Here is a 23,751-nt window from a genome sequence, read left to right on the forward strand (position 1 = left end):
CCCTTTCGGTGGGCGGGTCGTCGGTGGCCTGGTCGAACCAGGGGTCCGCGGGCGGAGGGCCGCCACGCGAGGAGGTCGTTTCCGAACGGCGCTCGGCCGGCCGCCGGAGCCGAGACCGGGGGCGGGGGCCTACGACGACGGGGGCGGGCCGGGATGGAAGCGCCGGCGGTACTCCGCCGGGGTCGTGGCGAGGGCCTTCACGAAGGCGCGGCGCATCGCCTCCGGTGTGCCGTAGCCGGAGGCGCGGGCGACCTCCTCGACGCCGCGCGTGCTCTCCTCCAGGAGGCGGCGGGCGTGTTCGAGGCGGACGCGGTCGACGTACCGCCCCGGCGTGGTGCCGGTCTCGGCCTGGAAGGCGCGGGCGAAGTGGCGGGGCGAGAGTCCCGCGCGGGCGGCGAGCGCCTCGACGGAGAGGTCCGCGGCCGGGTGCTCGGTGATCAGCTGCTGGAGGTCCCTGAGCGGCTCGCGGCGGGCCGTCTGGGCGGAGAGCTGGGCGCTGAACTGCGCCTGGTTGCCGGGGCGGCGGAGGAAGACGACGAGGTGGCGGGCGACGGTGAGGGCGACGTCCCGCCCGAGGTCCTCCTCGACGAGGGCGAGCGCCAGGTCGATCCCGGCGGTGACCCCGGCGGAGGTGGAGAGCCGCCCGTCCCGGACGAAGATGGGCTCGGGTTCGACGCGGACGGCGGGGTGGCGGCGGGCGAGGTGGTCGCAGGCGAGCCAGTGGGTGGTCACGCGGTGCCCGTCGAGGAGTCCCGCCTCGGCGAGCAGCAGCGCGCCGGTGCAGACGGAGACGAGCCGCTCGGCGTGCGGGGCGTGGTCGCGCAGCCACGCGATCAGGGCGGGCTCGGGCGCCCGGGTGCCCTCGCCCCCGGGCACGAGGAGCGTGTGGGGCGGGCCGTCGGCGACGGCCTCGGCGAGGGTCGTGTCGGGGAGCAGCCGCAGGCCGCTCTGCGTGCGGACGGGCCCGCCGTCGAGGGAGGCGGTGCGGAGCGGGTACGCGGCGGGGTCGCCGGCGGCGCGGGCGGCACCGGCGAAGACCTCGAAGGGGCCGGTGACGTCGAGGCTCTGCACGCCGTCGAAGAGGACGACGAGAACGGGTCGCTGCGTCATGCGGTCCATCCTTGGCGACCCCGGGGACGTCCGCAACGACGTACATCCCACCTTTTCTGCCATCGGCGGACGGGTTCGTCGGCCGTGGCCGTTCCAGTCGTACCGACCAGTCGGTAACGTGCCACCCATGACGAACACCCTGCCGCCGCGCGCCGGACGCCGCTGCCACAACGCCCTCAACCCCCTCCACGCGACGATGTACTTCTCCCCCGACCTGGACCGCGAGTTCGCCGCCCTCGGGTTCACCGACGCGAACGCGGTCCGGCTCGCCGCGCGGTCCGCCCCGCTCGGCGCCGTCGGACCCGGCACGGTGGCCGCCACCTTCTACAACTACGACCACGCCTTCCTGACCCGGCACTTCCCCGCCGTCTGGGAGACCGCGTCGCCCGCCGACGTCCTGGCCGCACGCCTGCGGGCCGTCGACGCGACCCTGCGCCGGCTCCTCGGCGAGGAGACCGTCTCCTCGCCCGAGATGGCCGAGGCGGCGGTCCTCGCCCTGCGCGCCACCGAGGCGTGCACCCGGCACGCCCGCCCGCTGTACGCCGCCAACGCGGACCTCCCGGTCCCGGACGCCCCGCACCTCGCCTACTGGCACGCCGCCACCCTGCTGCGCGAGCACCGGGGCGACGGGCACCTCGCGGCGCTGCTCTCCGTCGGCCTCGACCCGGTCGAGGCGCTCGTCTCCCACACCGCCACCGGCAAGGGCATGACCCCGCACCGCGTCCTCGACTCGCGCGGCTGGCCGCGCAGCGCGTGGGACGCGGCGGCGGACCGTCTGCGCGAGCGGGGGCTGCTCGACGCCGAGGGGGAGCTCACGGAGACGGGCACGGCCCTGCGCGAGGAGCTCGAACTGCACACCGACCGGCTGGACTCCGCCCCGTACGACCACCTCGGCGCGACCGGCGCCGACCGCCTCACCGAACTGGGCCGGGGCTTCCTGGTCACGGCGGCGATGGCGGGCGCCTTCCCGGCCGACCTCATCGGCAAGGACTGACCACCGGCGGAGCGGGACGCGCGGGGGGCGGGGCGGTTGCCCCGCCGGGGTCACCGACCCGGCAGAATGAGGCCGCAAGCTTGAGGCACGAGAAGGCGAGTCGGGACACCGTGACGACGTCCATCGAAGCAAGGATCGCCGAGGAGCTCGGCGTACGCGAGCGACAGGTGAAGGCGGCCGTCGAGCTGCTCGACGGCGGTTCGACCGTCCCGTTCATCGCGCGCTACCGCAAGGAAGCGACCGAGATGCTCGACGACGCGCAGCTGCGCACGCTCGAAGAGCGGCTGCGCTACCTGCGCGAACTGGAGGACCGCCGCTCGGCGATCCTCGACTCGGTACGCGAGCAGGGCAGGCTGACGCCGGAGGTCGAGGCCCGGATCCTGGCCGCCGACACCAAAGCGCGCCTGGAGGACATCTACCTGCCCTTCAAGCCGAAGCGCAGGACCAAGGCGCAGATCGCCCGCGAGGCCGGTCTGGCCCCGCTGGCCGAGGGGCTGCTCGCCGACCCGTCCGTGGAGCCGGCGGCCGCCGCCGCGGCCTTCGTCGACGCGGACAAGGGCGTCGCGGACACCGGCGCCGCCCTGGAGGGCGCGCGGGCCATCCTCACCGAGAAGTTCTCCGAGGACGCCGACCTCATCGGCGAGCTCCGCGAGCGCATGTGGGGCCGGGGCCGGCTCGCCGCGAAGGTCCGCGACGGCCAGGAGGAGGCGGGCGCGAAGTTCGCCGACTACTTCGACTTCGCCGAGCCGTTCACCGCGCTCCCCTCGCACCGCGTGCTCGCCATGCTGCGCGGCGAGAAGGAGGACGTCCTCAGCCTGGAGCTGGTGCCGGAGGAGGCGACGGAGGGCCCGTCCTCGTACGAGGGGATCGTCGCCCACCGCTTCGGCGTGGCCGACCGCGGGCGCCCCGGCGACAAGTGGCTCCAGGACACGGTCCGTTGGGCCTGGCGGACCCGCATCCTCGTCCACCTCGGGATCGACCTGCGGCTCCGGCTGCGGACGGCAGCCGAGGACGAGGCCGTCCGGGTCTTCGCCGCGAACCTCCGCGACCTGCTGCTCGCCGCACCCGCCGGCACCCGGGCGACCCTGGGCCTCGACCCCGGTTTCCGTACGGGCGTGAAGGTCGCCGTCGTGGACGCGACCGGCAAGGTCGTGGCCACCGACACGATCTACCCGCACGTGCCCGCCAACAAGTGGGACCAGGCGCTCGACAGGCTGGCGCGGCTCGCGAAGGAGCACGCGGTCGAGCTGGTCGCGATCGGCAACGGCACGGCGTCCCGCGAGACCGACAAGCTCGCCGCCGAACTTCTGGCCAGGCACCCCGAGTTGAACCTGACGAAGGTGATGGTCTCGGAGGCCGGCGCCTCCGTCTACTCGGCCTCCGCCTTCGGCTCCCAGGAACTCCCGGACCTCGACGTGTCGTTGCGCGGCGCGGTCTCGATCGCCCGGCGGCTCCAGGACCCGCTGGCCGAGCTCGTCAAGATCGACCCGAAGTCGATCGGCGTCGGCCAGTACCAGCACGACCTGGCCGAGGTGAAGCTCTCGCGCTCGCTCGACGCCGTGGTCGAGGACTGCGTGAACGGCGTCGGCGTCGACGTCAACACGGCCTCCACGCCGCTGCTTTCGCGGGTCTCCGGCATCAGCGCGACCCTCGCCGAGAACATCGTCGCCCACCGCGACGCCAACGGCCCCTTCCGTTCCCGCAAGGCGCTGAAGGACGTGGCGCGGCTCGGTCCGAAGGCGTACGAGCAGTGCGCGGGCTTCCTGCGCATCCGGGGCGGCGACGACCCGCTCGATGCCTCCGCCGTGCACCCGGAGGCGTACCCCGTCGTGCGCCGGATGGCGAAGACCACCGGCGGCCAGGTCGCCGCGCTGATCGGCGACACGGGGACGCTGCGCTCGCTGCGGGCCGAAGCGTTCGTCGACGAGACCTTCGGTCTGCCGACGGTGACGGACATCCTGCGCGAGCTGGAGAAGCCGGGCCGCGACCCGCGCCCCGCGTTCAAGACGGCCACCTTCAAGGAGGGCGTCGAGAGGATCGGCGACCTGGCGTCGGGGATGGTCCTGGAGGGCGTGGTCACGAACGTGGCCGCCTTCGGTGCCTTCGTCGACATCGGCGTCCACCAGGACGGCCTGGTGCACGTCTCGGCGATGTCGAAGACCTTCGTCAAGGACCCGCGCGACGTCGTGAAGCCCGGTGACGTGGTCAAGGTCAAGGTCATGGACGTCGACATCCCGCGCAAGCGGATCTCGCTGACGCTCCGCCTGGACGACGAGGCGGGCGCGGACGCGTCGGCCGGTGGCGCCCCGAGGCGTGACCGGGGCGAGCGCGGCGGCCAGGGCGGACGTCCGCCGCAGCAGCGGCAGGGCGGTGGTGGCCGGGACGGCGGTCGCGGTGACGGCGGCGGCCGTCGCAACGAACGCGGCGGCGGCCGGGACGACCGGGGCGGCCGTTCCTCGGCTCCCGCCCCCGGCAACAGCGCGATGGCGGACGCCCTGCGCAAGGCCGGCCTCCTCGGCGAGGGCGGCGGCGGCAAGCGCCGCTGAGCCGTCCGTACGCCGAAGGCCGCGTCCCCCGAGGAGGGGGACGCGGCCTTCCGCGCGTGCGGGGACGCTCCGTCGGACACCCCCTAGGGCAGGAAGCGCAGCGCCCATTCGGCGCGGTTGGCGACCGTCAGGTCCTCGTCCTCCGTGAGCGGCCGCAGGACGCGGCCCGCCGTCTTGGGGTCGGCCTGGACCAGTTCGACGATCTCGGCGGCCAGGCCGTCCTGGTCGTCGCCGAGGTCGACGGCGGAGGCACGGATCAGCGCCGGGAGGGTCTCGGGCCCTCCGACGGCGGCGAGGACGCCGCCGAGGAGCTCGCGCGCGTACGCGTTCCGCTCGGCGAGGGCCCGCTCCAGCTCCTCCTGGAGGCGCGGCAGGAGGGCGGCGTCGCCCGAGGCCGCGATCTCGTCCGCGAGGTCGATCGTCTCGTCGACGTCCGCGTCGAGGTCGTCCAGCATCTCGGTCAGCCGGGTCAGTAGGTCGGTCATGGTGCTGCCTCCTGGAAAGCGCCGTCCGCGAGGACGGGGACGGTCGCCGAGCTGTCGAGCTCGGCGGCCACGGCCACGTCCTGCGGATAGCCGTACTCGTACAGTTCACGGCCCGAGTCGCAGCCGTGCAAGGCGGCGACCGGGTCGGGCGTCGCCGTCCACAGCGTGGCGGCGGCGGAAGCCTCGGGGGTCGGGAGGGACGTGCCGGTGCCGGCGAGCGCGGCGAGGACCGCGCCGGCGCCCAGCAGGTCTTCCAGCGCGGGGCGCAGCGAGCCGTCGGGCCACCGTTCGCCGGAGGCGATGACGGCGAGCGGGCGGCCCGCGGAGCCGTACCCACGGGCGGTGAGCCAGCGGGCGACGGCGGTGGTGTTGCGGAGCGAGGCGGCGACGACGGTCGCGCCGCGCGTGGCGGCGTCGGCCGCGACGGTGGAGCCGTTCGGGGACGGCAGGACCAGGCGCGGCGGCGCGGGGGCGGCGCGCAGGGCCGCCGGGGAGAGCGACCACGGGTGGGCCCCGGTCGCCTCGCGGCGGCCGACGGCGAGGACGGCGTCCCGCTCGCGGGCGTACGCGACGGCGGTCTCGTCGCGCCACGGGTACGGGTGGACGGCGGTGCCGGCCTCGACGGCGATGCCGACGGAGGTGGTGAAGGACAGCACGTCGACCACGACGACGCAGGCCGTCTCCGCGGCGAGGGCCCGTGCTGCCACGGGCCCCCAGCCGAAGGAGACCGTCATCCGCGGACCGTCACAGCTCGGTCACCTTGCCGTCGGCGACCTCGATGCGGCGGGTGGTGCGGACGGCGTCGAGCATGCGCCGGTCGTGGGTGACGAGAAGGAGCGTGCCCGTGTACGTGTCGAGGGCGGACTCCAGCTGCTCGATGGCCGGCAGGTCGAGGTGGTTGGTCGGCTCGTCGAGGACGAGCAGGTTCACCCCGCGGCCCTGGAGCAGCGCGAGCGCGGCGCGGGTCCGCTCGCCCGGGGAGAGCGTGGTCGCGGGCCGCAGCACGTGGTCCGCCTTGAGGCCGAACTTGGCGAGGAGGGTGCGGACCTCGGCGGGCTCGGTCTCGGGGACGGCCGCGCAGAACGCCTCCAGGAGCGTCTCCGTACCGTGGAACAGCTTGCGGGCCTGGTCGACCTCGCCGACGACGACGCCGGGCCCGAGGCCCGCGTCGCCGGAGTCCAGCGGGAGGCGGCCGAGGAGGGCGGCGAGGAGCGTCGACTTGCCCGCCCCGTTGGCGCCGGTGACGGCGACCCGGTCGGCCCAGTCGATCTGGAGGGAGACGGGGCCGAAGGAGAAGTCGCCGCGCCGTACCCCGGCCTCGCGCAGGGTCGCCACGACCGAGCCGGAGCGCGGGGCGGAGGCGATCTCCATCCGCAGCTCCCACTCCTTGCGGGGCTCCTCGACGACGTCGAGCCGTTCGATCATGCGCTGGGTCTGGCGGGCCTTCGCGGCCTGCTTCTCGCTGGACTCGCCACGCAGCTTGCGGCTCATCTTGTCGTTGTCGCCGGCCTTGCGGCGGGCGTTGCGGACGCCCTTGTCCATCCAGTTGCGCTGCATGAGGGCGCGCCCCTCCAGCGCGGCCTTCTTGTCGGCGTACTCCTCGAAGTCCTCGCGGGCGTGCCGCCGGGCGGTGGCGCGCTCCTCCAGGTAGGCGTCGTAGCCGCCGCCGTACAGGGTGATCTGCTGCTGGGCGAGGTCGAGTTCGAGGACCTTGGTGACGGTCCTGGTGAGGAACTCGCGGTCGTGGCTGATGACGACCGTGCCCGCGCGCAGGCTCTTCACGAAGGCTTCGAGCCGCTCCAGGCCGTCGAGGTCCAGGTCGTTGGTGGGCTCGTCGAGGAGGAAGACGTCGTAGCGGGAGAGGAGGAGCGAGGCGAGGCCCGCGCGGGCGGCCTGGCCGCCGGAGAGCGAGGTCATCGGCTGGTCGAGGCCGACGGTGAGCCCGAGGGAGCCCACGACCTCCTCGGCGCGCTCGTCGAGGTCGGCGCCGCCGAGGTTCAGCCAGCGCTCCAGGGTCTCGGCGTACGCGTCGTCGGCGCCGGGCGTGCCGTCGACGAGGCCCTGGGTGGCCTCGTCCATGGCGGTCTGGGCGGCGGCGACGCCGGTGCGGCGGGCGAGGAACCCGCGGACGGTCTCGCCGGGGCGCCGCTCGGGCTCCTGCGGGAGGTGGCCGACGCTCGCGGTGGGCGGGGAGAGCCGCAGCTCGCCCTCCTCCGGGGTGTCGAGCCCGGCGAGCAGGCGCAGGAGGGTCGACTTCCCGGCGCCGTTGACGCCGACGAGGCCGATGACGTCGCCGGGGGCGACGACGAGGTCGAGCCCGGCGAAGAGGGTGCGTTCGCCGTGGCCGGCGGCGAGGTCCTTGGCGACGAGGGTTGCAGTCATCAGGGAACGCATTTTAGGCGACGGGGCCGCGTCAGACGGCGGCGCCCACCAGCGGGGTCCCGACGCCCGGCAGTCCGAGGAGTGCGGAGCGGTACGCGTCGGCGCGGAAGCGGTACGGGCCGACGCCCGGGTAGCCGTCGCGTACCGGGTCGACGCCCCGGTCACGGCCCGAGGTGGCCTCGGTCTGCCAGGCGAAGTCGCGCCAGACGACGTCCTCGCCGTCGCGTTCGACGACGACCGAGACGGTGCCGCAGCCGAGGGCGTCGCCGTCGGCGCAGTCGGGGCAGGAGTAGAGGGTCCGGCGGACGGCGGTACGGGGTGCGGTGAGCAGCGCGCGGACGTGGTCGGCGCGGAGGACCGGCGGCAGGTCGGCGGCCAGGGGCGGGACGGCGTCGATGCCCTCCGCCTCGTCGAGCCGGTGGAGCAGGGGGCGGCCGTCGACCACGAGATCGGTGGCGTCGTGGTGCGAGGGGGCGGTGAGGCCGAGGAGGGTGTGTGCTGACGGCATACGGCCAGTATTTCGCCGGGGTCCGGGCCGTTCCATGGCTGCGCCGTCCCGGAAATGTCCCGGTCCCGGAACGAACCGTTCGGGGACCGGGGCCGGCTGGTGTCACTTCCAGAGCGGGCGGCCGTTGTCCCGGTCCGCGTCGGCGCACTGGCGGGCGCGTCGTTCGAGGACGTCGGCGCGGGCGTCGGCCTCGCGGGCGGCCTCCCGGGCTCCCAGGCGCCGCAGCTGATCGGCGCGGTCGCGCTCCTGGTGGGCCTCGGCGTGGAGCTCGGCGGGCACGCAGCGCACGGGGTCCGCGCCGGCGGGTCCGGCGGCGGCCGTCTGCCCGGCGAGGGCGCCTCCGGCGAGCAGGGCCGTGGTCAGCAGGGTGGTCAGCGGGGTGCGGCGGCGCATGGGTGGCTCCGGGGCTTCGTGGGGCGTGTACGGGTGCGGAGCCTGGCCCGGCGGGGCGTCGCCGTCGCGGCACCACGCGGCCCGCGCACACCACCCTCAGCAGTTCTCCACGGGACTCCCACCGACGAGGTGGTGGGGGGCGCGGGCGTCGAGCAGCAGCGGGACGAGTGCGCGCGGGGACTGGCGGAGCGGGACGAGCGCCCCGCCGTCGGCCTCCGGCCGGACGGTGACGCCGTGGAGGCCGAGCGTGCCGGCCACGGCCGCGTACTGCCGGGGGTCGAGGCGGTAGGCGCAGGGCGGGTCGGCGAGGACCTCGCCGGGTTCGGGCGGATCGTTGTCGGCGCCGCCGAGGTGGACGGGGCCGGTGTCGGCGAAGCCCTCGTACCGGGCGGCGGCCGTGGCGGCGGCTAGGGGTGCGCGGCGCTCCTCGACGTACGCGAACACGCCCTGGAGGGCGGCCCGTTGGGTGGCGACCCTGCGTCGGTGGAGGAGGGCGCGGTCGGTGCGCTCGGCCCCGTCGAGAGGGTCCGCGGCGGTCTCGGCGAGGACGCCGACGGCGTGCTTGAGGCCGACGGTGTTGCGCAGGATGCGCTCCTGTCCGTCGCCCGCGACCTGCCTGACCGGGCCGCCGGTGAGCGGGTCGGTCCAGACGCCGTAGACGCCGGTGCTGTGTCCGGCGAGGGCGGCGGCGGGCCTGACGTAGGACTCGGCGAGCGTCCGGGACTCGTCGTGGACGGCCGGGTCGACGCCGGGGTGGCGGGGCCAGAGGGTGAGGAGCTCCTTGTCGTAGTGGCGGGGGGTCGTCTCGTACTCGTGGAGGTCGTACACGAGCGCGGGCTGCCGGTCGCGGAGGACCGCGGCGACGGCCCGCGCCTCGGCGGTGCGCAGGGCGAGGTGGTCGCGGTTGACGTCGACGCCGGCGGCGTTGCCCCGGGTGTCGGCCTCGCGGCCGTCGGGGTTGGCGTTCGGGAGGACGAGGATCGTCGTACGGGCGAGGAGGCGGGAGGTCTCGGTGTCCCCGGACAGCGCCAGGTCGCGGAGGACGCTCAGGCAGGCCTCGCGGCCCGCCGGTTCGTCGCCGTGCTGGCCGCAGACGAGGAGCACGGTCGTCCCGGTGGCGGGCGCGCCGAGGGTGGCGAGGCGCAGGGGCCGGCCCCGGGCCGTGGTGCCGATCGTGCGGAGCGACAGGCGGTCGCTCGCGCGGTCGACGGCGGCGAGGAAGTCCCGCTCCTCCGCCTCCGTGGTCCACCGCGCCCCCTGGCTCGTCTCGAAGCCGGTGCGGGGGCGCGGGGGCGTGTGTTCCGCCGCCTTGGCGGGGGCGGTGACGAACGGCAGGGCGAGGGCGGCGGCGCCCGCCACGAGGGCGAGCGACCGCCGCGAACTCCCGTAGGCGGTACGGAACGTCACCGAACGGATCCCCCGGCGGGCAGGCGCGGACCGGTGATCCCGGCGGGCGGTGCGTGACGGGTCGTGGACGGTACGGCGGTGGGCGCGGTCACGGTCGGAGCCGTACCCGTGGTGGCTCGGGCGAACGCCTCCGCTCCCCCGACCAGCGGCACGTTCGCCCACGTCCGGGCGAGGTCCAGGGTGAGGGTCGGGGTGGTCGACGGGGGGTCGAGGAGGTCCCGGTCGGTGCCGCCGACGATGAGCGCGAGGCGGTGGCCCGCCGGGACGACGTGGTCGGTGGCGGCGAGGTCCAGGGTGAGGGTGTACGCCCTTCCCGGGGTCAGCGGCCGCCCCTTCCCCGGGTCCGCCCACGTGCCGAGGTCGGCCCAGCCCCGGCTGACGACCGTGTGGTCGACGTTCGCCGTCCGGGCCCTGGTCGCCTTGAAGCAGGCGCTGTCGCCCTCGGTGCTCGCGCCCCAGCAGGTGCGGTCGCCGAGGGTGGTGATGCCCTCGCCGGCCGCCGCGTAGTCGCGGATGGTGTCGGGGCCGAGGTCGACGAGGACGGCGGTGAGGTGGGCGGTGGCGGTGGTCGGGGTGGCGGTGACCGTCACCTTCGACGAGCCGGAGATCCGGAGGTCGCGGGAGAGCGGGCGGGTGACGAACCCGGCCTTCTCCGGGGTGTCCTGGTCGATCCGGGCGGCCCAGTCGAGTTCGCCGAGGGCGGGGTCGTCGGCGAAGGTCGCGGTCGAGCCCGGTGCGGCCGGGGTCGATCCGAGGCCGCCCGCGCCGGGCTGGGCGGTGCGCACGGGGCGCATGGTGGTGACGGCGGTGGCACGCGCGGGCCAGGTGCGGTCGGTGGCCCAGACGTCGGGGGCGCGCTCGATGTCGGCGACGGGTTCGCGGTCGATGCCGTTGTCGTGACCGAGGAGGTAGTGGTCGAACCAGCGGTGGAGGGTGGTGACCCACTCGGCGCGCCGGAAGTCGAAGGGGTCGACGTGGCCGGTCTGGGAGAGCCAGATCTTCCGCTCGACGCCGTGGGCGGCGAGCGCGTCCCACCACCGGCCGAACTGGTTGGCACGGACGTTGAGGTCCTGCTGCCCGTGGACGACGAAGACGCTCGCCTTCACCTTCGCGGCGTCCTTGACGTGGTCGCGCTCGGTCCAGGCGGGGGTCCAGTCGCCGCTGTACGGGGTGGCGTCGGTGATCCGCTTCTGGACGGCGGCGCAACGGGCGCGGGCCTCGGGGCTGTTGACGTAGTCGGAGAGCCAGCTCGGGTTGGCGTTGTAGAGCGGGGCGCCCTGGGAGTGGAAGTAGTCGTACCAGGAGGAGATGGCACCGATCGGAACGATCGTTTTCAGCCCTTCCACGCCGGTGGCGGCGACGCCGTTGGCGACGGTGCCGTCCCAGCTCTTGCCGATCATGCCGACGGAGCCGTCGCTCCAGCGGACGGCGGAGGAGCGGGTGGTGCCGGTGCGGCTGGTGTAGCCGCGGGCGCGGCCGTTCAGCCAGTCGACGACGGCCTTGGCGGAGCCGACGTCGGAGCGGCCGCCGACGTCGTCGCAGCCGTCGGAGCGGTTGGTGCCGGCGAGGTCGACGGCGACGAAGGCGTAGCCGCGCGGGACGAAGTAGTTGTCGTAGAAGAGCGGGAACTGCACGGGGTTCCCGTCGGCGTCGTACGTCTTCTTCTGGCTCTCGTTGCCGCGCCCGCAACAGGCGTAGTACGGGCTGGCGTCCATGATGACCGGGATCTTCCGGCCCGCGGCGGCGGGTTCGCGGGGCCGCACGATGTCGACGGCGACCCGGTCGGCGCGGCCGTCGCCGTCGCCGTCGAGGCCGGTGTCGACCCAGACGGACTCGCGGACGGCACCGGCGTACGAGTACACCGGCCGGGAGACCCGCGCGGCGGGCGCGGTGGCGTGGGCGGGCGCGGTGGCTCGGGCGGGCGCGGTGGCCTGTGCGGGCGCGGTGGCGGGGTCCGGTCCGGCCCCGGCGGGGGTGACGAGAGTCGCGAACAGGGCGGCGGTGGCCGTGGCCACGAGGGTTCCGTACGTCAGTCGGGCTCCGCGGGTTCTCCGCTTCTCCATCTTCTGCATCGGCATGCGCCGGAACGTACCCCGGTCGACTCCTGTGCAAAAGAGTGCGGGTGGGAATCGGTGGGACGGGTGGGGCCGGAGGGGTTCATGTCGGCCGAATGGCGATCGTGTGACAGGCGGTGCTCTGGACGTGACCGTGCGTCGGGGGCTGAATAGGGTCCGATCAGAGCACGAACTAAGGACCGACGACCACCCACGCGTCTTACTCTTCCTCTGACTTGGGAGCACCCGTGCACCGCAGAATCATCCTTCCGAGCGCCCTCGCGGCTTCCCTCCTGCTGGCGATCCCGGCGTCGGCGGCAAGCTACGTGCCCGGCGCGCCGGGCATCGGCGACTCCTACTACCCGACCAGCGGCAACGGCGGATACGACGTCTCCCACTACGACCTGCGGCTGAAGTACCAGCCCGCGACGGACCTGCTCGAAGGCACGGCGACGATCCTCGCCACGACGAAGCAGAACCTGTCCCGGTTCAACCTCGACCTCGGCCTGAAGGCCAGCGAGGTCCGGGTGAACGGCAGGCTCGCGCGGTTCGCCGCCTCGGGGGACCACGAGCTGGAGGTCACCCCCGCCGTCCCGCTGGAGAAGAACAAGGCGGTCACCGTCGTCGTGAAGTACGCGGGCAAGCCCTCGGAGTTCAAGGTCGACGGCTGGTCGGCCTGGGCCCGCACGCCCGACGGCGGTGTCGCCGCGCAGGAACCGGACTCGGCCGCCTGGTGGTTCCCGTCCAACGACCACCCGCTCGACAAGGCCACGTTCGACGTCTCGGTCTCCGTGCCGGACGGCCACCAGGCCATCAGCAACGGCGTGCTGCAGGCACAGTCCTCGCGCCTCGGCTGGACCCGCTTCAGCTGGCGCTCGAACAAGCCGCAGGCGACCTATCTGGCCACGCTCGCCGTCGGCAGGTTCGACATCACCACGGACCGGACGGCGAACGGGCTGCCGGTCCTCAACGCGTACAGCAAGGAGCTCGGCGACAACGACGGGGCGGCGCGCGCCTCGATCGAGCGGACGGCCGAGGTCGCCGAGTGGCTGGAGTCGGTCTACGGGCCGTACCCCTTCAACGCGCTCGGCGGGTACGTGCCGAACGTGACCAGCGGCTTCGCGCTGGAGACGCAGACCCGGCCGTTCTACAGCCCGCGCCAGTTCGCCAACGGGGCGAACGTGTCGGTGGTCGTGCACGAGCTCGCGCACCAGTGGTACGGCGACTCCGTGTCCGTCCGCGACTGGAAGGACATCTGGATCAACGAGGGCTTCGCGCGCTACAGCCAGTGGCTGTGGTCGGAGAAGGAGGGCGAGGGCACGGCGCAGGAGCTGGCGGACTACGTGTACGCCACCCGGACCGCCGACGACCCGTTCTGGACGGTGAAGCCGGGTGACCCGGGCGCGGACAACCAGTTCCACCAGGCCGTCTACGACCGGGGCGCGCTGGCGCTCCAGGCGCTGCGCAACGAGATCGGCGACGAGGACTTCTTCGCGGTCCTGAAGGGCTGGCCGCAGGAGTTCGCCTACGGCAACGCGCGGGTCTCGGACTTCGTCGCGTACGCGGAGAAGGTCTCCGGCAGGCAGCTGGCGGACCTCTTCGACACGTGGCTGTACCAGCCGTCGAAGCCGGCGGAGCCGACGGCGGCGGAGGAGGCGGCGGGGGCGACCGCGTTCGGCGTGCCGCGGACCGCCGCGAAGCCGGCGCAGCCGAAGTCGTGGAAGAAGATCGCGGCGACGAACACGGTCCACGACCACTGACCGGTCCTTTCGCCGTCGGGGCCGTCCGTCAGCGCCGCGCGCGGCGGGCGGCCCCGCGCGCCTTCCGGGCCAGGGGGAGGTAGCGCAGCCGCTCGGGGAGTACGGGGACGACGGCGCGGACCGCCCGGGCGAGGCGGCGCAGGGCGCGCTCCTGGGCGTCCGTCCACTCCAGGCCGATGGCCGCGCGGGCGTCCGGCGGCATGAGGCCGACGGCGAGGAAGGCCCGCAGCCGCAGGAAGGGGCGGCGCAGGACGGGCCAGAGGGCCCGCAGGGCGAGCCGGACGGGCAGGGGGCCGCGGTCCGGGGCGGGTACCGGGGCGTCGGTGTCGAGGAGCTCCCGCACGACGACGGTGGCCTCGATCTCGTCGGCGAGGACCTTGCGGTAGTACGGCCAGAACTCCTCGACCGTCTGCGGCATGTCCCGGTCGTGGATGCCGAGGATCCGGCCGACCTGGAGCCACTCGGCGTACAGCTGCCGCTCCTGCGCCTCGGTGAGGGGCCGGGCGAGGAGGCGGAGCCCGTGCCGGTAGACCGGGAAGCCGGTGGCGTGGACCCAGGAGTAGTGGGCCGGGGTCAGGGCGTGGTAGCGGCGGCCGTGGGCGTCGGTGCCCTGGATGGTGCGGTGCAGCTCGCGGAGGCGGCGTCCCTCCTCCGCGGCGTCCTCACCGCCGTAGATCCAGAGCTGGAGCGAGCGGAGGGAGCGCTCGCCTCGCCCCCAGGGGTCGGTGCGGAAGACGGAGTGGTCGTCGACGCCGGCGCCGATGGCGGGACGGGCGACCTGGAGGGTGAGGGCGGCGGGGAGCATGAGGAGCGCGCGGATGTCCCCCGCGACGGTCCAGAGGACTCCGCCCGGGGGCGGGGGGACGGGCGCGTGCTCCATGGGTTTGCTCCTCACGACGACTCCAGCATGCCTCGGCGGGTACGACGAAGGGGCCGCCCCCGGCGTTACGCCGGGACGGCCCCTCCAGGGGAAGTGTGAACGTCAGGAACGGTCGGCTCCGACCGGCTCGCCGACGATGCGGGCGGCGAGGGCGTGGGCCCAGGCGTCGACGTCGGCGGTGAGCTCGCGCTCGGCGGCGGCGCGCTCGGCGGCGATCTTCTCGGTGCCGGCGGCGAGGATGGCCTCGCGCTCGGCGGTGCCCTCGGCGCGGGCGGCGGCGATGGCGGCCGAGCCCTCCTCGACGGCCTTGGAGCGGATGCGCGCGGCCTCGTGGCGGGCCTCGGCGAGCTCGGCCTCGTACTGCTCACGGATCTGGGTGGCCTCGGAGCGGAGGTCGTCGGCGCGCTCGGAGCCGCCTTCGATCGCGTCGTCGCGCTGGTCGAGCGTGCGCTTGATCTTGGGCAGGATGGCCTTGGCCATGAAGAGGAAGGTCAGCCCGAACAGCACGGCTCCGAGGATGAGCTCGGCCCAGACGGGGTTGAGGGGACCGAGGTCGGTCTTGAAGACGTAGGAGTTCGCGAGGGTCATGCGCGCATTCTACCTGTTCCAAAAAGTGACAATTCAGACACCGGCCAGAGAGTTGGCGCGGATGTGCGAACTCGGCAAGATTCCCGGCACCGGAAAGCTACCCGAAGGTAACTCCGGCTGGTTGTATGTGGCTCGCCAGATCCAACCCCCCACACCCGCATGGGAGTTGCCTTGACCCTCACCGCGATCCGCCGCGCCCCCGGTGCCGTCCTCTCGCTCGCGCTCGCCGCGGCGACCCTCGTGGCCGCCTCCCCCGTCGCGAGCGCCACGACCGGCGCGACGGCCGCCCCGCCGCGCCTGAAGGTCCTCACGTACAACACCTTCCTCTTCTCGAAGACGCTCTACCCGAACTGGGGCCAGGACCACCGGGCCAAGGCGATCCCCGCCGCGCCCTTCTTCCAGGGCCAGGACGTCGTCGTGGTCCAGGAGGCCTTCGACAACTCCTCCTCGGACGCGCTGAAGGCGAACGCCGCGGGTCGGTACCCCTACCAGACGCCGGTCATGGGCCGCTCCAAGACGGGCTGGGACGCGACGTCCGGCGCCTACTCGGCGACGACGCCGGAGGACGGCGGGGTGGCGGTCCTCAGCAAGTGGCCGATCGTCCGCAAGGAGCAGTACGTCTACAAGGACGCGTGCGGCGCGGACTGGTACTCGAACAAGGGCTTCGTCTACACCGTCCTGGACGTGAACGGGACCCGGGTCCACGTGGTCGGCACGCACGCGCAGTCCACGGACCCGGGGTGCTCGGCGGGCGAGGCGGCGCAGATGCGCAGCCGCCAGTTCAAGGCGATGGACGCGTTCCTCGACGCGAAGAACATCCCGGCGGGCGAGCAGGTGATCGTCGCGGGCGACATGAACGTCGACTCGCGGACCCCCGAGTACGCGACGATGCTCGCCGACGCGGGCCTGGCGGACACGGACGCCCGCACGGGCCACCCGTACTCCTTCGACACCGACCGGAACTCGATCGCGTCGGAGCGCTACCCCGACGACCCCCGCGAGGACCTCGACTACGTCCTGTACCGCTCCGGCAACGCCCGCCCGTCGAACTGGACGAACGAGGTGGTCCCTGAGACCACCACCCCCTGGACGGTCACCAGCTGGGGCACCTCGTACACGTACACCAACCTGTCGGACCACTACCCGGTGCTCGGTTACTGAGTCCCGCAAGCCGAGGTCCGCACGACGGGCCTCGGCTCTTTCACGCCCTCCGTGTCAACCGAGGTTGACACGCCCCGCTTGTCAACCTAGATTGACAAGCATGAGCGATGCGACCGATCTCGCCGCGCGGGCCGGTGACCGTGATCCCCGGGTGGGGCTGCGGGCCGTCTCCGCCTTGCGGCGGTTGTTGGAACAGCTGGAGGCCGTCCAGGTGCGCAGTGCGCGCAACCAGGGGTGGTCGTGGCAGGAGATCGCTGCCGAGCTCGGGGTCAGTCGGCAGGCCGTCCACAAGAAGTACGGGAGGCAGTGATGTTCGAACGGTTCACGAAGGCCGCGCGGGACGTGGTCAGGGGTGCGGTCGAGCACGCGGAGCGGGGTGGGGCGCCCGCCGTCGGCGAGGAGCATCTGCTGCTCGCCCTGCTCGACCGGGAGGGCACCCCGGCCGCCTCGGCGATTCGCGCGCTGTGCCCGCCCGAGCGGCGTGGCTCCCTGCTCGCCGGCCTCGCCGAGGCCCGGCGCCGGGCCGGGCTCTCGCGGGCCGACGCCGAGGCCCTCGCCTCCCTCGGGATCGACGTCGGCGCGATCGTCGAGCGGGTCGAGGAGACCCATGGGGTCGGGGCGCTGGCCGGGCGACGGAGCGGATCCCCGCGGTTCTCGCGCGAGGCGAAGACCGTCCTGGAGAAGTCGCTCCGCGTCGCCCTCGCCCGCAAGGACCGCGAGATCGGCGACGAGCACCTCCTCCTGGCGCTCACCACCACCGGCGGGGTCGTCGCCGAGGTCCTCGCCGACCACGGCGTCACCTTCACCGCGGTGGAGGCGGCCGTGGCGCCCGCGGCGCCCGTGTGAGACACCTTTTACAGCTCTGGTGAGACAGCAATACTGTTCCACCATGGACTCGATCGTGTACACCGTGGACGAGTTGGCCGCCCGGGCCGGCGTGACCGTGCGGACCGTGCGGTTCTACGGGACCCGGGGGCTCCTGCCGCCGCCCGTCATCGGCGCGCGGCGGGTCGGGCACTACGGGGCCGACCACCTGGCCCGGCTCGCCCTCATCGAGGAGCTCCAGCGGCAGGGGATGACGCTCGCCGCCATCGAGCGGTACCTGGAGCAGCTGCCCGCCGACCTCAGCGCGCAGGACCTCGCCATCCACCGCGCGCTCGTCGCGTCCTGGGCGCCCGATTCGGCCGAGTCGATCACCGCGCGGGAGCTGGAGCGGCGGGCCGGGCGGGCCCTCGGCGAGGAGGACGTGGAGCGGCTCGCCGCCATGGGGGTGCTGGAGAGGACCGACGACCCCGCCACGTACCGGCTGGACGCCTCCCTGCTGCGGCTCGGGGTCGAACTGCTCGACGTGCCCATCGCCCACGAGACGATCCTCGCCGCCCGGACCGCGCTCCTGGAGCACGCCCGCTCCGCCGCCCAGGAGCTCTCCCGGCTCTTCCGGGACGAGGTGTGGAACCCGTACCGGGAGAGCGGGGAGGACCCGGACCACCTGACGGCGATGAAGTCGCTCTCGGCGCACATGCAGCCGATGGTGGTCCAGGCCCTCGTCACCGCGTTCCAGCGCTCGCTGAGCGAGGAGCTGCGTTCGGCGTTCAGGAGTCCGTGAAGACCTCGCCGCGCTCGGCCTTCTCGACGAGGAGCGCCGGCGGGGCGAACCGCTCGCCGTACGTCTCCGCCAGCTCGCGGGCGCGCGCCACGAAGCCGGGGAGCCCGCCCTCGTAGCCGTTGACGTACTGGAGCACGCCGCCGGTCCACGCGGGGAAGCCGATGCCCATGATGGAGCCGATGTTCGCGTCGGCGACGGAGGTGAGGACGCCTTCCTCCAAGAGGCGGACGGTGTCGAGCGCCTCGGAGAAGAGCATCCGCTCCTGCATGTCGCGGAACGGGATCTCGTACCCGGGCTTGCTGTAGTGCTCGCGCAGGCCGGGCCAGAGCTTTCCGCGCTTGCCGGTCTCGTCGTAGTCGTAGAAGCCCGCCCCGCCGCTGCGGCCCGGGCGGCCGAACTCGTCGACCATGCGGTCGATGACGGCCTCCGCCGGGTGCGTGACCCAGACGCCGCCCTCCTCCTCGATCGCCTTCCGCGTCTCGTTGCGGATCTTGCGCGGGAGCGTGAGGGTCAGCTCGTCCATCAGGGAGAGGACCTTCGCCGGGTAGCCGGCCTGCGCGGCCGCCTGCTCGACGGAGGCGGGCTCGACGCCCTCGCCGACCATGGCGACGCCCTCGTTGATGAAGTGGCCGATGACCCGCGAGGTGAAGAAGCCGCGCGAGTCGTTGACGACGATCGGCGTCTTGTTGATCTGGCGGACCAGGTCGAACGCGCGGGCCAGGGCCTCGTCGCCGGTGCGCTCGCCCTTGATGATCTCGACGAGCGGCATCTTGTCGACCGGCGAGAAGAAGTGCAGGCCGATGAAGTCGGCCTGGCGCTCGACTCCCTCGGCGAGGGCGGTGATGGGGAGCGTGGAGGTGTTGGAGCAGAGCAGCGCGTCGGGGGCGACGACGTGCTGGATCTCCTGGAACACCTTGTGCTTGAGCGAGGTGTCCTCGAAGACGGCCTCGATGACCGCGTCGCAGCCGGCCAGGTCGGCGACCTCGGCGGTCGGCGTGATGCGGGCGAGGAGGGCGTCCGCCTTCTCCTGGGTCGTACGGCCCCGGGAGACCGCCTTCGCGCAGAGCTTCTCGGAGTACGCCTTGCCCTTCGCCGCCGACTCGGCGGAGACGTCCTTGAGGACGACCTCGATGCCCGCGCGGGCGCAGGAGTACGCGATGCCGGCGCCCATCATGCCCGCGCCGAGCACGGCGACCTTGCGGACCGGGCGCTTCTCCACGCCCTTGGGGCGGCTCGCGCCCGCGTTGACGGCCTGGAGGTCGAAGAAGAACGCCTGGATCATGTTCTTCGCCGTCCGGCCGGTGACGAGCTCGGTGAAGTACCGGCTCTCGATGACGCTCGCGGAGGCGAAGTCGACCTGGGAGCCCTCGACGGCGGCGGCCATGATGGCCTTCGGCGCCGGGTAGGGCGCGCCGTTCAGCTGCTTGCGCAGGTTGGCGGGGAAGGCCGGGAGGTTGGCGGCGAACTTGGGGTTCGACGGGGTGCCGCCGGGGATCCGGTAGCCGGGGACGTCCCAGGGCTGCTGGGACTCGGGGTGCGTGTCGATGAAGGCGATGGCCTTGGCCATCATCTCCTCGGGGGTGGCGGCGATCTCGTGGACGAGTCCGCTGTCGAGGGCGCGCTTGGGGGCGTACTGGGTGCCCTGGAGCAGCACCTTGAGCAGGGCGTCGGTGATGCCCATGAGCCGTACGGTACGGGTGACCCCGCCGCCGCCGGGGAGGAGGCCGAGGGTGACCTCGGGCAGGCCGATCTTGGAGCCGGGGGCGTCGAGTGCGATCCGGTGGTGGGAGGCGAGCGCGATCTCGTAGCCGCCGCCGAGCGCGGCGCCGTTGATGGCGGCGACGACGGGCTTGCCGAGGGTCTCGATGCGGCGGAGCGCGTCCTTCATCTCCAGGGCGGACTCGAAGATGGCCCGGGCGTGCTCGGGGCCCGCCTTCACCATGTCCTTGAGGTCGCCGCCCGCGAAGAAGGTCTTCTTCGCGGAGGTGTAGATGATGCCCCGGACGGAGTCCTTCTCGGCCTCCAGGCGGTCGGCGGTGGCGGTGATCGAGGCGCGGAAGGCCTCGTTCATGGTGTTGGCGGACTGGTTCGGGTCGTCGAGGACGAGGGTGACGATCCCGGTCGCGTCCTGTTCCCAGCGGATGGTGGTGCTCTCGCTCATGACTGCTGCTTCTCCGTAGAAGTCCGTGGAAGGGGGTGCGGTACGGGACGGTCAGACGCGCTCGACGACGGTGGCGATGCCCATGCCGCCGCCCACGCAGAGGGTGGCGAGGCCGTAGCGCTTGTCCTGGCGCTCCAGCTCGTCGACGAGGGTGCCGAGGATCATCGCGCCGGTGGCGCCGAGCGGGTGGCCGAGCGCGATCGCGCCGCCGTTGACGTTGACCTTGTCCAGGGAGACGCCCATGTCCTTGACGAAGCGCAGGACGACGGCCGCGAAGGCCTCGTTGATCTCGATGAGGTCGATGTCGTCGATGGTGAGGCCGGCCTTGGCGAGGGCCTTGCGGGTCGCCGGGGCGGGGCCGGTGAGCATGATGGTCGGCTCGGAGCCGGAGACGGCGGCCGAGACGATCCGGGCGCGGGGGCGGAGCCCGTACCGCTCGCCGACCTCCTTGGAGCCGATGGCGACGAGCGAGGCGCCGTCGACGATGCCGGAGGAGTTGCCCGCGTGGTGGACGTGGTCGATCTCCTCGACCCAGTGGTACTTCTGCAGCGCGACCGCGTCGAAGCCGCCGAGCTCGCCGATGTCCTTGAAGGAGGGCTTGAGGCGGGCGAGGGTGTCGGCGGTGGTGCCGGGGCGGATGAACTCGTCGTGGTCGAGGACGGTGAGTCCCGCGCGGTCCTTCACGGGGACGACCGAGCGGGCGAAGCGGCCGTCCTTGACGGCGGCGGCGGCGCGCTCCTGGGAGAGGGCCGCGTACTCGTCGACGTCGCGGCGGGAGAAGCCCTCGATGGTGGCGATGAGGTCGGCGCCGATGCCCTGGGGGACGAAGTTGGTCTCCAGGTTGGTCATCGGGTCGGCGAACCAGGCGCCGCCGTCGGAGGCCATCGGCACGCGGGACATGGACTCGACGCCGCCGGCGAGGACGAGGTCCTCCCAGCCGGAGCGGACCTTCATCGCGGCCATGTTGACCGCTTCGAGGCCGGAGGCACAGAAGCGGTTCTCCTGGACGCCGGCGACGGTGTCGGGCAGTCCGGCGGCGATGGCGGCGATCCGGGCGATGTCGGAGCCCTGGTCGCCGACCGGGCCGACGACGCCGAGGACGATGTCGTCGATCGCGGCCGGGTCGAGCTCGGGGTGACGGGCCTGGATCTCCCGGATGAGGCCGACGACCAGGTCGATCGGCTTGGTGCCGTGCAGGGAGCCGTTGGCCTTGCCGCGTCCGCGCGGGGTGCGGATCGCGTCGTACACGTACGCTTCGGTGCTCACGAGAAGCCTTTCGCGGTGAGGGTGAGAAGGAGGAGCGGCGGGAGGTCAGCCGAGGAGGGAACGGCCGATGATCTCCTTCATGATCTCGGTCGTGCCGCCGTAGATGGTCTGGATCCGGCCGTCGGTGAAGGCGCGGGCGACCGGGAATTCGCTCATGTAGCCGTATCCGCCGTGCAGTTGCAGGCACCGGTCGGCCACCCGCTTCTGGAGCTCGGTCGCCCACCACTTGGCCATGGAGGCGTGGACGGCGTCGAGCGCGCCCTCCGTGTGCTCCTCGATGCAGCGGTCGACGAAGGTGCGGGTGACGGCGCACTCGGTGGCCATCTCGGCGATCTCGAAGCGGACGTGCTGGAGCCGGGCGAGCGGGCGTCCGAAGGCCTCGCGCTCCTTGACGTACCGGGTGGTGAGCTCCAGGAGGTGTTCGGCCCCGGCGATGCCGGCGACGGCAATGGCCAGGCGTTCCTGGGCGAGGTTGGTCATGAGGTGGACGAAGGCGCCGTTGAGCTCGCCGAGCAGGTTCTCCTTGGGGACGCGGACGTCCGTGAAGAAGAGTTCGGCGGTGTCCTGGGACTTCTGGCCGATCTTGTCGAGGTTCCGGCCGCGTTCGAAGCCCTCGGCCCCGCGCTCGACGACGAGGAGGGAGAGGCCGTGGGCGCCGCCCTCGGGGGTGGTGCGGGCGACGACGATCACCAGGTCGGCGAGGATGCCGTTGGAGATGAAGGTCTTGGAGCCGTTGAGGATCCAGTGGTCGCCGTGGTCCTCGGCGGTCGTCCGGATGCCCTGGAGGTCGGAGCCCGCGCCGGGTTCGGTCATGGCGATGGCGGTGATCGTCTCGCCGGAGCAGAAGCCGGGGAGCCAGCGGCGCTTCTGCTCGTCGGTGGCGAGGGAGGTGAGGTAGGGGCCGATGATGTCGTTGTGGAGGCCGATGGCGAGCCCGGGGGCGCCGGCGCGGGTGAACTCCTCGGCGAGTACGGCCCCGTAGCGGAAGTCGGGGTTGCCGCCGCCTCCGTACTCCTCGTCGACGGCGATGCCGAGGAGGCCCTGCCGGCCGGCGGCGCGCCAGACCTCGCGGGAGACGACGCCGTCCCTCTCCCACTGCTCGTAGTGGGGCAGCACCTCCTTCTCCAGGAAGGTGCGGACGACCGCGCGGAAGGCCTCGTGGTCCTCGGAGTAGATCTGACGCTTCACTGTGCGGACTCCTGATCCTGGGTCTTGAGGGCGGGTACGGCCCAGTCGTCGGCGACCTCGGCGGTGTCGGCGCCCGGCAGGGCGGGGCCCCGGCGGATCGTGCCGGGGGTGGCGGAGAAGCGGGGCGCGGGGGCCGGCTGGACGAGGCCGTCGTGCTCGGTGAAGGTGGCGCGGGCGGCGAGGTGCGGGTGGTCCGGTGCCTCGCGGAGGGAGAGGACGGGGGCGACGCAGGCGTCGGAGCCGTCGAAGACGGCGGTCCACTCCTCGCGGGTACGGCTCCGGAAGCGCTCGGCGACGGCGGCGCGGAGCTCGGGCCAGCGGGCGAGGTCCCCGCGCGCCTCCTGGGCCTCGCCGAGGCCGAGGAGGCGGGCGAACTCGGCGTAGAAGCGCTGCTCCAGGGCGCCGACGGCCATGTGGCCGCCGTCGGACGTCTCGTACACGCCGTAGAAGGGACAGCCGCCGTCGAGGAGGTTGACTCCCCTGCGGTCCTGCCAGCCGCCGGCCGCGAGCATGCCGTGGATCATGGTGGTGAGGTGGGCGGTGCCGTCGACGATGGCGGCGTCGACGACCTGGCCCTCGCCGTGGGCGCGGGCGTGCTGGAGGGCGGCGAGGACGCCGACGACGAGGTAGAGCGAGCCGCCCGCGTAGTCGCCGACGAGGTTGGCGGGGACGGTGGGCGGGCCCTCGGGGTCGGGGCCGATCATGCCGAGGGCGCCGGTGAGCGCGATGTACCCGATGTCGTGTCCGGCGGTCGCGGCGAGCGGGCCCTCCTGGCCCCAGCCGGTCATGCGGCCGTAGACGAGGCGGGGGTTGCGGGCGAGGCAGGCCTCGGGGCCGACGCCGAGGCGCTCGGCGACGCCGGGCCGGTAGCCCTCGACGAGGATGTCCGCACGGTCGACGAGGTCGAGCACGGTGGCGACCCCGGCCTCGCTCTTGAGGTCGACGAGGACCGAGCGCTTGTTGCGGTTGGTGAGGTCGCGGGCCGGGTCGATGCCGAGGCCGGCGCCGCCGGGGCGGTCGACGCGGACCACGTCGGCGCCGAGGTCGGCGAGGAGCATGGCGGCGAAGGGGCCGGGGCCGATGCCGGCGAGTTCGACGACACGGATCCCGGCGAGCGGGCCGTTGCGGGCGGTGCGCGTCGTGCTCATCGAGCCCCCAGGAGTGTGTGACACCAATGATGTAACACCGGAGATGCTAGGAACGTGTTCCACTCGGCACAAGCCCCCTGGCCGAGCAAGCGCTTGGAAATCTGTACGGCGCGG

Annotated in this window: 22 protein-coding genes; 8 read left to right on the forward strand and 14 right to left on the reverse strand. The window is 73.4% G+C overall.

Features of this window, described 5'->3' with window-relative positions; genetic code table 11:
• Window positions 1-129 precede the first annotated feature (129 nt).
• Window positions 130-1,110, reverse strand: coding sequence for a DJ-1/PfpI family protein (locus tag AB0G79_RS15245; protein WP_360806107.1), 981 nt, complete (start codon window positions 1,108-1,110; stop codon window positions 130-132).
• Between the two features lie 127 nt (window positions 1,111-1,237).
• Between AB0G79_RS15245 and AB0G79_RS15250 the strand changes: the two genes are divergently transcribed.
• Complete coding sequence (locus tag AB0G79_RS15250) at window positions 1,238-2,104, forward strand: hypothetical protein (protein WP_360806110.1); 867 nt, start codon at window positions 1,238-1,240, stop codon at window positions 2,102-2,104.
• A gap of 110 nt (window positions 2,105-2,214) precedes the next feature.
• A complete protein-coding gene (locus AB0G79_RS15255; RefSeq protein WP_360806113.1) occupies window positions 2,215-4,650 on the forward strand; it encodes a Tex family protein in 2,436 nt (811 codons plus the stop codon).
• 83 nt (window positions 4,651-4,733) lie between these two features.
• Here the strand turns inward: AB0G79_RS15255 and AB0G79_RS15260 are convergent, their stop codons facing one another.
• The 7 genes from AB0G79_RS15260 to AB0G79_RS15290 form a co-directional block, all read right to left on the reverse strand.
• Entirely contained in the window at window positions 4,734-5,135 is a 402-nt protein-coding gene (locus tag AB0G79_RS15260; protein ID WP_360806116.1) for a hypothetical protein, read from the reverse strand.
• Complete coding sequence (locus tag AB0G79_RS15265; protein WP_360806119.1) at window positions 5,132-5,869, reverse strand: 2-phosphosulfolactate phosphatase; 738 nt, start codon at window positions 5,867-5,869, stop codon at window positions 5,132-5,134. The genes AB0G79_RS15260 and AB0G79_RS15265 overlap by 4 nt, the downstream gene beginning before the upstream one ends.
• 10 nt (window positions 5,870-5,879) lie before the next feature.
• Window positions 5,880-7,517, reverse strand: coding sequence for an ABC-F family ATP-binding cassette domain-containing protein (locus AB0G79_RS15270; protein ID WP_360806122.1), 1,638 nt, complete (start codon window positions 7,515-7,517; stop codon window positions 5,880-5,882).
• A gap of 31 nt (window positions 7,518-7,548) precedes the next feature.
• Window positions 7,549-8,025 carry a hypothetical protein gene (locus AB0G79_RS15275; RefSeq protein WP_360806125.1) on the reverse strand — a complete coding sequence of 159 codons (477 nt, stop codon included), beginning with the start codon at window positions 8,023-8,025 and terminating at the stop codon, window positions 7,549-7,551.
• Window positions 8,026-8,127: 102 nt separating this feature from the next.
• On the reverse strand, window positions 8,128-8,418 hold the full coding sequence (locus tag AB0G79_RS15280) for a hypothetical protein (protein ID WP_360806128.1): 291 nt from the start codon (window positions 8,416-8,418) through the stop codon (window positions 8,128-8,130).
• 96 nt (window positions 8,419-8,514) lie between these two features.
• The gene (locus AB0G79_RS15285; protein WP_360806131.1) at window positions 8,515-9,825 is read right to left on the reverse strand and encodes a M14 family metallocarboxypeptidase; all 1,311 of its coding nucleotides are present in this window, start codon (window positions 9,823-9,825) and stop codon (window positions 8,515-8,517) included.
• A complete protein-coding gene (locus AB0G79_RS15290) occupies window positions 9,822-11,897 on the reverse strand; it encodes a Xaa-Pro dipeptidyl-peptidase (protein WP_360806625.1) in 2,076 nt (691 codons plus the stop codon). The genes AB0G79_RS15285 and AB0G79_RS15290 overlap by 4 nt, the downstream gene beginning before the upstream one ends.
• Before the next feature lie 230 nt (window positions 11,898-12,127).
• Here AB0G79_RS15290 and AB0G79_RS15295 point away from each other — a divergent pair, with 230 nt between their 5' ends.
• Entirely contained in the window at window positions 12,128-13,639 is a 1,512-nt protein-coding gene (locus AB0G79_RS15295; protein WP_360806134.1) for a M1 family metallopeptidase, read from the forward strand.
• Window positions 13,640-13,667: 28 nt separating this feature from the next.
• On the opposite strand, the gene AB0G79_RS15300 is transcribed toward AB0G79_RS15295, so the two are convergent.
• Window positions 13,668-14,519, reverse strand: a complete 852-nt coding sequence (locus AB0G79_RS15300; RefSeq protein WP_360806137.1) for an oxygenase MpaB family protein — start codon at window positions 14,517-14,519, stop codon at window positions 13,668-13,670.
• 102 nt (window positions 14,520-14,621) lie between these two features.
• On the reverse strand, window positions 14,622-15,107 hold the full coding sequence (locus tag AB0G79_RS15305) for a hypothetical protein (protein ID WP_360806139.1): 486 nt from the start codon (window positions 15,105-15,107) through the stop codon (window positions 14,622-14,624).
• Between AB0G79_RS15305 and AB0G79_RS15310 the strand changes: the two genes are divergently transcribed.
• The 5 genes from AB0G79_RS15310 (at window position 15,106) to AB0G79_RS15330 (ending at window position 17,874) form a co-directional block, all read left to right on the forward strand.
• Window positions 15,106-15,282 (forward strand): hypothetical protein, encoded by a 177-nt coding sequence (locus AB0G79_RS15310; RefSeq protein ID WP_360806142.1) that lies wholly within the window; start codon window positions 15,106-15,108, stop codon window positions 15,280-15,282. The two genes, AB0G79_RS15305 and AB0G79_RS15310, sit on opposite strands and share 2 nt — an antisense overlap.
• Window positions 15,267-16,268 (forward strand): sphingomyelin phosphodiesterase, encoded by a 1,002-nt coding sequence (sph, locus tag AB0G79_RS15315; protein ID WP_360806145.1) that lies wholly within the window; start codon window positions 15,267-15,269, stop codon window positions 16,266-16,268. Before AB0G79_RS15310 ends, sph begins: the two co-directional genes overlap by 16 nt.
• 100 nt (window positions 16,269-16,368) lie before the next feature.
• A complete protein-coding gene (locus AB0G79_RS15320; RefSeq protein WP_360806148.1) occupies window positions 16,369-16,578 on the forward strand; it encodes a helix-turn-helix domain-containing protein in 210 nt (69 codons plus the stop codon).
• Window positions 16,578-17,114 (forward strand): Clp protease N-terminal domain-containing protein, encoded by a 537-nt coding sequence (locus tag AB0G79_RS15325; RefSeq protein ID WP_360806151.1) that lies wholly within the window; start codon window positions 16,578-16,580, stop codon window positions 17,112-17,114. Before AB0G79_RS15320 ends, AB0G79_RS15325 begins: the two co-directional genes overlap by 1 nt.
• Window positions 17,115-17,157: 43 nt before the next feature.
• The gene (locus AB0G79_RS15330) at window positions 17,158-17,874 is read left to right on the forward strand and encodes a MerR family transcriptional regulator (protein ID WP_360806154.1); all 717 of its coding nucleotides are present in this window, start codon (window positions 17,158-17,160) and stop codon (window positions 17,872-17,874) included.
• On the opposite strand, the gene AB0G79_RS15335 is transcribed toward AB0G79_RS15330, so the two are convergent.
• The 4 genes from AB0G79_RS15335 to AB0G79_RS15350 are packed head-to-tail and all read right to left on the reverse strand — an operon-like array spanning window position 17,861 to window position 23,637.
• Window positions 17,861-20,035 (reverse strand): 3-hydroxyacyl-CoA dehydrogenase NAD-binding domain-containing protein, encoded by a 2,175-nt coding sequence (locus AB0G79_RS15335; protein WP_360806157.1) that lies wholly within the window; start codon window positions 20,033-20,035, stop codon window positions 17,861-17,863. The two genes, AB0G79_RS15330 and AB0G79_RS15335, sit on opposite strands and share 14 nt — an antisense overlap.
• A gap of 51 nt (window positions 20,036-20,086) precedes the next feature.
• Window positions 20,087-21,301: an acetyl-CoA C-acetyltransferase gene (locus AB0G79_RS15340; protein ID WP_360806160.1), complete on the reverse strand. Its 1,215-nt coding sequence runs from the start codon at window positions 21,299-21,301 to the stop codon at window positions 20,087-20,089.
• Between the two features lie 45 nt (window positions 21,302-21,346).
• Entirely contained in the window at window positions 21,347-22,489 is a 1,143-nt protein-coding gene (locus AB0G79_RS15345) for an acyl-CoA dehydrogenase family protein (RefSeq protein ID WP_360806163.1), read from the reverse strand.
• Window positions 22,486-23,637: a CaiB/BaiF CoA-transferase family protein gene (locus tag AB0G79_RS15350; protein WP_360806166.1), complete on the reverse strand. Its 1,152-nt coding sequence runs from the start codon at window positions 23,635-23,637 to the stop codon at window positions 22,486-22,488. The genes AB0G79_RS15345 and AB0G79_RS15350 overlap by 4 nt, the downstream gene beginning before the upstream one ends.
• Window positions 23,638-23,751: the final 114 nt, after the last annotated feature.

It is taken from the genome of Streptomyces sp. NPDC020807 (genome assembly GCF_040641575.1).
Taxonomy (GTDB): Bacteria; Actinomycetota; Actinomycetes; order Streptomycetales; family Streptomycetaceae; genus Streptomyces.